We start from the raw sequence: 8,136 nt of genomic DNA, 5'->3' as shown, positions 1-8,136 counted from the left end.
GCTGACCTCAATGGATCGCGACGGCACCAAGGCCGGCTACGACATCGCGCTGACCCGCGCGATATCAGACGCCGTGCGCGCGCCGGTCATCGCTTCCGGCGGCGTCGGCACGCTCGACCACATGGTCGAAGGCATTCGCGACGGCCATGCCGGTGCGGTGCTGGCCGCGTCCATCTTCCATTTCGGTACCTACACGATAGCGCAGGCCAAGGCGCATATGGCCGCCGCAGGGCTGCCGATGCGGCTGGACTCTGTGAATAATCGGCCCTAAAGCATGATCCCGAAAAGTGGGAACCGGTTTTCGGAAAAGATCATGCCTAAACAAGCAGATAGATGGCGCCATGGCTGAGTTTTCGCTGTCAGGTCTTGAAGAAACCATCAGGGAACGCGCCCATTCCGGCGACCCGGACTCGTGGACGGCAAAACTGTTCGCGCGCGGCATCGACAAGGCGGCGCAGAAACTCGGCGAGGAAGCAGTCGAGACGGTGATTGCCGCCGTCAAGGGCGACAAACAGGCCCTCGTTTCGGAAAGTGCCGATCTTATATATCATTGGCTCGTCGTTCTCGGCCTCTCGGGGGTTTTGCTGAGCGACGTGCTCAAGGAGCTCGAAGGCCGCACCCGGCGTTCGGGCATCGCCGAGAAGGCGTCACGGCCCAAGGGCTGACCGCGAGGAAGGGCAGGTATCTCGATGGATCAGCTCGCGCCGACCGAGAAGTATTCCCCGTTTCGCTTCTTCTCCGCCGAGCAATGGTCGCAATTCCGCGCCGACACGCCGCTGACGCTGAGTGCGGACGAATTCCGCCGCCTGCGGTCGCTCAACGATCCGGTCGATCTCGAAGAGGTCACGCGCATCTATCTGTCGCTGTCGCGGCTGTTGTCGGCTCATGTCGAAGCGAGCCAGCTGCTGTTTCGGCAACGCCAGGCCTTCTTCAACGCGGTCGACGTGGTCAAGACGCCCTTCATCATCGGCATCGCCGGTTCCGTCGCGGTCGGCAAATCGACCACCGCACGCGTGCTGAAGGAGCTTTTGGCGCGCTGGCCGTCGAGCCCCAAGGTCGATCTCATCACCACCGACGGCTTCCTGCTGCCCAACGAGGTCCTGCGCCGCGAGAACCTGATGGAGCGCAAGGGTTTTCCAGACAGTTACGATGTCGGCGCGCTGCTGCGCTTCCTGTCGGGCATCAAGTCGGCGCTGCCCGATGTCCGCGCGCCGGTCTATTCGCACCTCACCTATGACGTCATTCCCGGCGAGTTCGTCACCATCGACCGGCCCGACATATTGATCTTCGAAGGCATCAATGTCCTGCAGCCCGGCAAGCTGCCGCAGGACGGCAAGATCGTGCCTTTCCTGTCGGACTTCTTCGATTTCGCCATCTACATCGATGCCGACGAGAAGCTGATCCACAACTGGTACATTTCCCGCTTCATGCGGCTGCGTGAGACCGCCTTCCGCAATCCGGACTCCTTCTTTCACCGCTACTCGCAGCTGTCGGAGGGTTCGGCGCGCGCCATCGCCGAAGGCCTGTGGACCAACATCAATTTGAAGAATCTGCGCGAGAACATCCTGCCGACGCGGGCCCGCGCCGACTTGATCCTGCGCAAGGGCGCCGACCACCTGATCGAGGAAGTGGCGCTCAGGAAGCTGTGACGGCCGGCTTCGTCACCCGTCGCAATGTCAGATTGATCCGCCCACCGTTTTTCAGCAGCGCCGAGGTCGAGGGATAGATCCGATCGACGCCGTGAAAGCACAGCCGCCCCTCGCCGCCGAGCACCACGACATCACCGCTTTGCAGCCTGAACGACTTGGTGGCGCCATCACGCGTGGTCTGGCCAACCCGGAACAGGCAGTCGTCGCCGAGCGAGACGGAGACGACCGGCGCCGAAAAGTCGGCCTCGTCGCGGTCCTGATGCAGGCCCATCTTCGCATCCGCCGTGTAGAAATTGATCAGGCACGCTTCCGGCGGATGCGGATAGCCCGAGACCTCGCGCCACAGGTCGAGCAGCGCATCCGGAATTGGCGGCCAAGGCGCCCCGGTTAGCGGATGCGCCGGCTGGTAACGATAGCCGTGCTCCTTGTCGGTGACCCAGCCCAGCGGCCCGCAATTGGTCATGCGCACGCTCATCTCCTTGCCGGTGCGCGGCATGGCCGGCACGAACAGCGGCGCCTGCTGCACGATCCGTCTCACCTCGTCGACCAGTTCTTCCTGCACGGTGCGTGACAGGTAGGCCGGCATGTGGCGGACGCCTTTGGGCAGAACGAGCACGGATTCGATCGCCTCTTGGATGGTTCGGAACCGTAAAATGTCACGATCAAATGAAAACGGCGACCCGAAAGCCGCCGCTCTTGTCGAATTGGCAGTCGCCGATCAGGCGAGGTCGGGGATGCGCAGCACCTGGCCCGGATAGATCTTGTCGGGATGGGTCAGCATCGGCTTGTTGGCCTCGAATATGACCGTGTTCTTGACGCCTTGGCCCTTGCCGTAGCTTTTCTCGGCGATCTTCCAGAGATTGTCGCCCTTCTTCACGGTGTAAAAGGTGGGCTCCTTGGCCGGGGCGGCGGCCGTGCCAGGTGCTGGCGCGACCTGTAATTCGTCCGCCTGCACCTTGGAGACGCCGAGCGTGTTGCCGACGGCGATGACCGCCTTCTCGAAGATCGACTGGTCCTTGACCACACCCTTCAGCACCGCCGTATCGCCGTTGACGACGACCTCGACGCCATCGGTGCCGAGCTTGTGCGAATCGAGCTCCTTCTTGAGTGTGTCGGCCGTGGGTGCGGCTTCGTCGTCACCGCCGATGCCCAGTTTCTTGCCGACACTCTTGACGAAATCGAACATGCCCATCGTTGGTCTCCATTGCTGTGGTGGGTGATCGCAGCTTGCCATCTGCAACCCAGAATTGGAAGCCACCCGCGCGTTGCAGCTTCGCGGTGCTTAATCGTTCTCCACCCGGCCGCGCAGCTTCTTGATCGTGCCTCGCCCGGCCTTGCTCTTCAGCCGCCGTTCCACGGCACCCTTTGACGGCCGCGTCTTCTTGCGCGGTGGCGGCGGCGGTTCGGCGGCCTTGGCGACCAGTGCCGTCAGCCGTGCCCGCGCATCCGCCCGGTTCTGTTCCTGGGTGCGGAAGCGGCCCGCTTCGATGACAACGACGCCGTCCTTGGTGGCACGCTGGCCGGCAAGCTTGATCGTCCGCTCGCGCACGCGCTCCGACAGACCCGCTGCGTTGGCGGCGTCGAAGCGCAGTTGCACCGCCGTCGCCACCTTGTTGACGTTCTGGCCGCCGGGACCGGACGAGCGGATGAAATCCTCGTGCAGGTCGCCCGGATGGATCACCGCATCGCCTGATATGATGATGTTGTCGTCGCTCGCCATGCCGCAGTCATGGCGCGGCGGATCGAAAAAGAAAAGGCCCGATCGAACCGGGCCTTTCAACGAAGCTGAACCCCGTAGCGCGATTACTCCGCCGCTTCCTGCATGCGCGGCGCCGCACCCAGCACCACGGCATCGACATGGCTTTCGAATTTCTCGAAATTGACGGCGAACATGCCGACCAGCCTTGCCGCCTGCCGGTCATAGCCGGCCTTGTCGGCCCAGGTGGAGCGCGGGTCGAGAATGGCGCTGTCGACGCCTCGAACCGCCACCGGCACCTCGAAACCGAAATGAGGGTCGGTGCGGAACTCGGCCGTCTTGAGCGAGCCGTCGAGTGCGGCGGCAAGCAAGGCCCGCGTCGCCTTGATCGGCATGCGCTTGCCGGTGCCGTAGGCGCCGCCGGTCCAGCCGGTGTTGACCAGCCAGCAATCGGCGCCGTGGCGGGCAATCAGCTCGCGCAGCAGATTGCCGTATTCCGATGGATGGCGCGGCATGAACGGGGCGCCGAAACAGGTCGAAAACGTCGCTTCGGGCTCGGTCACGCCCTTTTCGGTTCCGGCCACCTTGGCGGTGTAGCCGGAGAGGAAATGATACATCGCCTGCGCCGGGGTCAGCCGCGCGATCGGCGGCATCACGCCGAACGCATCGGCGGTCAGCATGATGATGTTCTTCGGATGGTTGGCGCGGCCGGTCTTGCTGGCGTTGGGGATGAAATCCAGCGGGTAGGCGCAGCGTGTGTTTTCGGTCAGCCTTCCGTCGTTGAAATCCGGCACGCCATCAGCGTCGAGCACGACATTTTCCAGCACCGTGCCGAAGCGCTGCGTGGTGGCGAAGATTTCCGGCTCGGCTTCCGCCGACAGCTTGATCGTCTTGGCGTAGCAGCCGCCTTCGAAATTGAAGATGCCGTGGGGTCCCCAGCCATGCTCGTCGTCGCCGATCAGCGTGCGCGAGGGATCGGCCGAGAGTGTCGTCTTGCCGGTGCCCGACAGGCCGAAGAAGATGGCGGCGTCGCCGGCCATACCCTCGTTGGCCGAGCAATGCATCGGCATCACGCCTTTCGCCGGCAGCAGATAGTTGAGCATGGTGAACACCGACTTCTTCATCTCGCCGGCATAGGAGGTGCCGCCGATCAGCACGACCTTGCGCGTGAGATCCACGGCGATCACCGTTTCGGTGCGGCTGCCGTGGCGGGCGGGATCGGCGCGGAAGGACGGCAGGTCGATGATCGTCATGGCAGGCACGAAATGCTCGAGCTCGGCGGCATCGGGACGAATGAGCAGATTGCGGATGAACAGCGAGTGCCAGGCAAATTCGGTGATCACCCTGGTCGGCAGCTTCAGCTCCGCATCGGCGCCGCCGATCAGGTCCTGGACGTATAGATCCTTGTCCCAGGCATGCGTCTGGAAATCGGCGAGCAGCGTGTCGAACTGGGCTTGTGAAATTGCCTTGTTGTTGTCCCACCAGACATGCGGTTCGGTGTCACTGTTGCGGACGACAAACTTGTCCTTGGGCGAGCGGCCGGTATGCTGGCCTGTCTCGGCGACCAACGCGCCATGTGCGGTCAAGCGGGCCTCGCCGCGCCGGATCGAGTCCTCATAAAGAGCAGCCGCACCGAAATTATAGCGCACCACGCCGGTGGTTTTCAGGCCGATATGATCGATCGCGCAGGCGGAATTGCGTTTGCCGACTTCCGACATCGAGTGTCCCTCTTGGATTTGCCGCATCTTTGCCGGCACCTTCCCGGCACGCCCACTACGCGGGCTGAGATGGTCAGAACCAGAAAAGTCAAATGATATCAAATCATTAATCGATTTAAATATTTTGAAAGTTGTTTAAATCGTTTATATGTGCAAAAAGTTTCGCGGTTGCCCAAAGGATTGGCGATGTACGTTCGTCCAATCCATGTCGAGGTAGGATTGTGGCCGCCGGCATGCCGCGCGTGACAGCGGACAAGGCCTATGCCACATTTTGTACCTAATTTGTCCTGCAAAAGCCCCTTCTCTACGACAGAAGGGACAGCTCATGAGGGAGCCGCTTGAAATGGCAACAATCGCGCTTGTCGATGACGACCGCAACATTCTGACATCGGTGTCGATCGCCCTGGAATCCGAGGGGTATCGCGTCGAGACCTACACGGATGGTGCGTCGGCGCTGGAAGGCCTGGCGGCACGCCCGCCGAACCTTGCCATTCTCGACATCAAGATGCCGCGCATGGACGGCATGGAACTGCTGCGCCGGATGCGCCAGAAGTCCGACCTGCCGGTGATCTTCCTGACCTCCAAGGACGACGAGATCGACGAATTGTTCGGTCTCAAGATGGGCGCCGACGATTTCATCCGCAAACCCTTCTCACAGCGCCTGCTGGTCGAGCGCGTGCGCGCCGTGCTGCGCCGCGCCAGTGCCCGCGAGGCTGCAGCCAAGACGCCAAGCCAGCAGGCCCGCTCTCTCGAGCGCGGCCAGCTCGTCATGGACCAGGAGCGCCACACCTGCACCTGGAAAGGCGAGCCGGTGACGCTCACCGTCACCGAGTTCCTGATCCTGCATTCGCTGGCGCAGCGTCCCGGTGTCGTAAAAAGCCGTGATGCGCTGATGGATTCGGCTTATGATGAACAGGTCTATGTCGACGACCGCACCATCGACAGCCACATCAAGCGGCTGCGCAAGAAGTTCAAGGCCGTCGACGACGACTTCGAGATGATCGAAACCCTTTACGGAGTCGGATACCGGTTCCGCGAAGCATAAGTAGCAGGGCCTGCTATTCGATGGCAGTGGAAGCACAGCGAACAAGACCGGCGGGCGCCTCCAGGCGGCCGTCGCGGATCATGCCGTCCTTCGTCTCGAAGATCACGGTGCCGATGCGCCGCTTCCTTGGCCATCACATCTTTTCCAGCCTGACGCGGCGTATCCTGTTCCTCAACCTTGCCGGCCTCGCCGTGCTGGTGACCGGCATCCTCTATCTCAACACCTTCCGCGACGGGCTGATCGACGCCCGCGTCGAAAGCCTGATGACCCAGGGCGAGATCATCGCCGGCGCCATCGCCGCTTCGGCGACGGTCGAGACGGATTCGATCAGCATCGACCCGGAAAAGCTGCTTGAACTGCAGGCCGGCGAAAGCCTTGGGCCGGGCTCGGACCAGCTCGACAATCTCGACTTTCCGATCAACCCGGAGCGTGTCGCACCGGTGCTTAGAAGGCTGATCTCGCCGACCAGGACCCGCGCCCGCATCTATGACCGCGACGCCAATCTGCTGCTCGATTCGCGCCACCTCTATTCGCGTGGCCAGATCCTGCGCTACGACCTGCCGCCGGTCGAGGAAGAAGAGCCCGATCTGGTCGAGCGCATCCAGAAATTCGTCTTCGACTTCTTCCGCAACACCGAGCTGCCGGTCTATCACGAGCAGCCGGGCGGCAATGGCGCCGCTTTCCCGGAAGTGGTCAAGGCGCTCACCGGCAGCCCTTCGACCATCGTGCGCGTCAGCGAGCAGGGCGAGCAGATCGTTTCGGTGGCGGTGCCGATCCAGCGCTTTCGTGCCGTCCTGGGCGTGCTGATGCTGTCGACCGAAGGCGGCGACATCGACAAGATCGTCGCCGCCGAGCGCAAGGCGATCCTGCGCGTCTTCGGCATCGCGGCCCTTGTCACCGCCATCCTGTCGATGCTGCTCGCCTCGACCATCGCCAATCCGCTGCGCCGGCTGTCGGCGGCGGCGGTGCGAGTGCGGCGCGGCGTCAAGAGCCGTGAGGAGATCCCCGACTTTTCCGACCGCCAGGACGAGATCGGCAATCTGTCGATCGCCATACGCGACATGACCAACGCGCTCTACGCCCGGATCGAGGCGATCGAAAGCTTCGCGGCCGATGTCTCGCACGAGCTGAAAAACCCGCTGACGTCGCTGCGCAGCGCGGTGGAGACCTTGCCGCTGGCCAAGAACGACGATTCGCGCGGCCGGCTGATGGATATCATCCAGCACGATGTCAGGCGGCTGGACCGGCTCATCACCGATATTTCCGACGCATCGCGCCTGGACGCGGAACTCGCGCGTGAAGATGCGGGAACGGTCGATTTGAAGAAATTCATCACCGATCTGGTCGCCGTTTCGCGCGAAGCGACGCGCAACAAGAAGGCGGTCGAGATCGAGTTCAAGGCCGCCAAACTGCCGCAGGGCGTCAAAGGCTATGTCGTCGTCGGCCATGATCTGCGCATCGGCCAGGTCATCACCAATTTGATCGAGAACGCCCGTTCCTTCGTTCCCGAGGATCATGGCCACATCAGCCTGTCGCTGGCGCGTGCCGGCAAGTTCAACATCGTCACCGTCGACGACAATGGCCCCGGCATCCGCGCCGACAACATCGACCGCATCTTCGAACGCTTCTACACGGACCGGCCGGCCGGCGAGGCGTTCGGCCAGAATTCGGGCCTTGGCCTGTCGATATCCAGGCAGATCGTCGAGGCCCATGGCGGCACGCTCACCGCCGAGAACATCCCCGGCACCAAACCCGGCGAGATCAAGGGCGCGCGTTTTGTGGTGACGTTGCCGGCCGAAGGCTGAGAGCATGAATTCCAACCATGCCTGGTCCAGCCGTGCAGCCTGAAAACATTCACGCGACAATGGTTTTGATCGGCGAGCGCGGCATTCTCATCACCGGAGCCTCCGGCTCGGGCAAGACGGCGCTGGCGCTGGCGCTCATAGATCATTGTCGCCAGCGCGGATCGTTCGCGCGGCTCGTCGGTGACGATCAGCTCTTTGTCGGGGCGCATGCCGGGCGGCTTCT

The 8,136-nt window shown here is 62.8% G+C and carries 9 protein-coding genes and 1 pseudogene; 6 read left to right on the top strand and 4 right to left on the bottom strand.

The features are described from left to right. From EOA22_RS17770 to coaA, 3 genes are all read left to right on the top strand, one after another. Positions 1–271, top strand: a 271-nt coding sequence (locus EOA22_RS17770) for a HisA/HisF-related TIM barrel protein (protein ID WP_245478651.1), incomplete at its 5' end; no start/stop codon positions are given. Positions 272–341: 70 nt separating this feature from the next. After that, positions 342–665: a phosphoribosyl-ATP diphosphatase gene (locus tag EOA22_RS17765; RefSeq protein WP_013528343.1), complete on the top strand. Its 324-nt coding sequence runs from the start codon at positions 342–344 to the stop codon at positions 663–665. A 24-nt stretch (positions 666–689) separates the two neighbouring features. After that, positions 690–1,649, top strand: a complete 960-nt coding sequence (gene coaA, locus EOA22_RS17760; protein WP_013528342.1) for a type I pantothenate kinase — start codon at positions 690–692, stop codon at positions 1,647–1,649. Here the strand turns inward: coaA and EOA22_RS17755 are convergent. The 4 genes from EOA22_RS17755 to EOA22_RS17740 all read right to left on the bottom strand — a co-directional run bounded on the left by EOA22_RS17755 (position 1,636) and on the right by EOA22_RS17740 (position 5,063). Further along, a complete protein-coding gene (locus tag EOA22_RS17755; protein ID WP_013528341.1) occupies positions 1,636–2,265 on the bottom strand; it encodes an alpha-ketoglutarate-dependent dioxygenase AlkB in 630 nt (209 codons plus the stop codon). The two genes, coaA and EOA22_RS17755, sit on opposite strands and share 14 nt — an antisense overlap. A 102-nt stretch (positions 2,266–2,367) precedes the next feature. After that, the gene (lysM, locus tag EOA22_RS17750) at positions 2,368–2,841 is read right to left on the bottom strand and encodes a peptidoglycan-binding protein LysM (protein ID WP_013528340.1); all 474 of its coding nucleotides are present in this window, start codon (positions 2,839–2,841) and stop codon (positions 2,368–2,370) included. A gap of 90 nt (positions 2,842–2,931) precedes the next feature. After that, positions 2,932–3,369 carry an alternative ribosome rescue aminoacyl-tRNA hydrolase ArfB gene (gene arfB / locus EOA22_RS17745; protein ID WP_063170436.1) on the bottom strand — a complete coding sequence of 146 codons (438 nt, stop codon included), beginning with the start codon at positions 3,367–3,369 and terminating at the stop codon, positions 2,932–2,934. An 83-nt stretch (positions 3,370–3,452) separates the two neighbouring features. Further along, positions 3,453–5,063 (bottom strand): phosphoenolpyruvate carboxykinase, encoded by a 1,611-nt coding sequence (locus EOA22_RS17740; protein ID WP_063169782.1) that lies wholly within the window; start codon positions 5,061–5,063, stop codon positions 3,453–3,455. A gap of 343 nt (positions 5,064–5,406) precedes the next feature. Between EOA22_RS17740 and EOA22_RS17735 the strand changes: the two genes are divergently transcribed. From EOA22_RS17735 to EOA22_RS38930, 3 genes and pseudogenes are all read left to right on the top strand, one after another. Then, a complete protein-coding gene (locus EOA22_RS17735) occupies positions 5,407–6,108 on the top strand; it encodes a response regulator transcription factor (RefSeq protein WP_013528337.1) in 702 nt (233 codons plus the stop codon). 20 nt (positions 6,109–6,128) lie between these two features. Continuing rightward, a complete protein-coding gene (locus tag EOA22_RS17730; protein ID WP_013528336.1) occupies positions 6,129–7,913 on the top strand; it encodes a sensor histidine kinase in 1,785 nt (594 codons plus the stop codon). 17 nt (positions 7,914–7,930) lie between these two features. Then, positions 7,931–8,136: pseudogene (locus EOA22_RS38930) on the top strand (zeta toxin family protein); the annotation flags it as partial.

This window comes from Mesorhizobium sp. M7A.F.Ca.US.014.04.1.1, from assembly GCF_003998745.1.
In the GTDB taxonomy this organism is placed as follows: domain Bacteria; phylum Pseudomonadota; class Alphaproteobacteria; order Rhizobiales; family Rhizobiaceae; genus Mesorhizobium; species Mesorhizobium ciceri.
Note: the sequence above shows the minus strand (reverse complement) of the source record. Positions and strands in the feature narration are given on the sequence as shown.

Excerpts from the sequence above, each read along its gene's own strand:
- EOA22_RS17765 (WP_013528343.1), top strand. The coding sequence starts at position 342 with ATGGCTGAGTTTTCGCTGTCAGGTCTTGAAGAAACCATCAGGGAACGC.
- EOA22_RS17740 (WP_063169782.1), bottom strand. The coding sequence starts at position 5,063 with ATGTCGGAAGTCGGCAAACGCAATTCCGCCTGCGCGATCGATCATATC.
- coaA (WP_013528342.1), top strand. The coding sequence starts at position 690 with ATGGATCAGCTCGCGCCGACCGAGAAGTATTCCCCGTTTCGCTTCTTC.
- EOA22_RS17735 (WP_013528337.1), top strand. The coding sequence starts at position 5,407 with ATGGCAACAATCGCGCTTGTCGATGACGACCGCAACATTCTGACATCG.
- arfB (WP_063170436.1), bottom strand. The coding sequence starts at position 3,369 with ATGGCGAGCGACGACAACATCATCATATCAGGCGATGCGGTGATCCAT.
- EOA22_RS17730 (WP_013528336.1), top strand. The coding sequence starts at position 6,129 with ATGGCAGTGGAAGCACAGCGAACAAGACCGGCGGGCGCCTCCAGGCGG.
- lysM (WP_013528340.1), bottom strand. The coding sequence starts at position 2,841 with ATGGGCATGTTCGATTTCGTCAAGAGTGTCGGCAAGAAACTGGGCATC.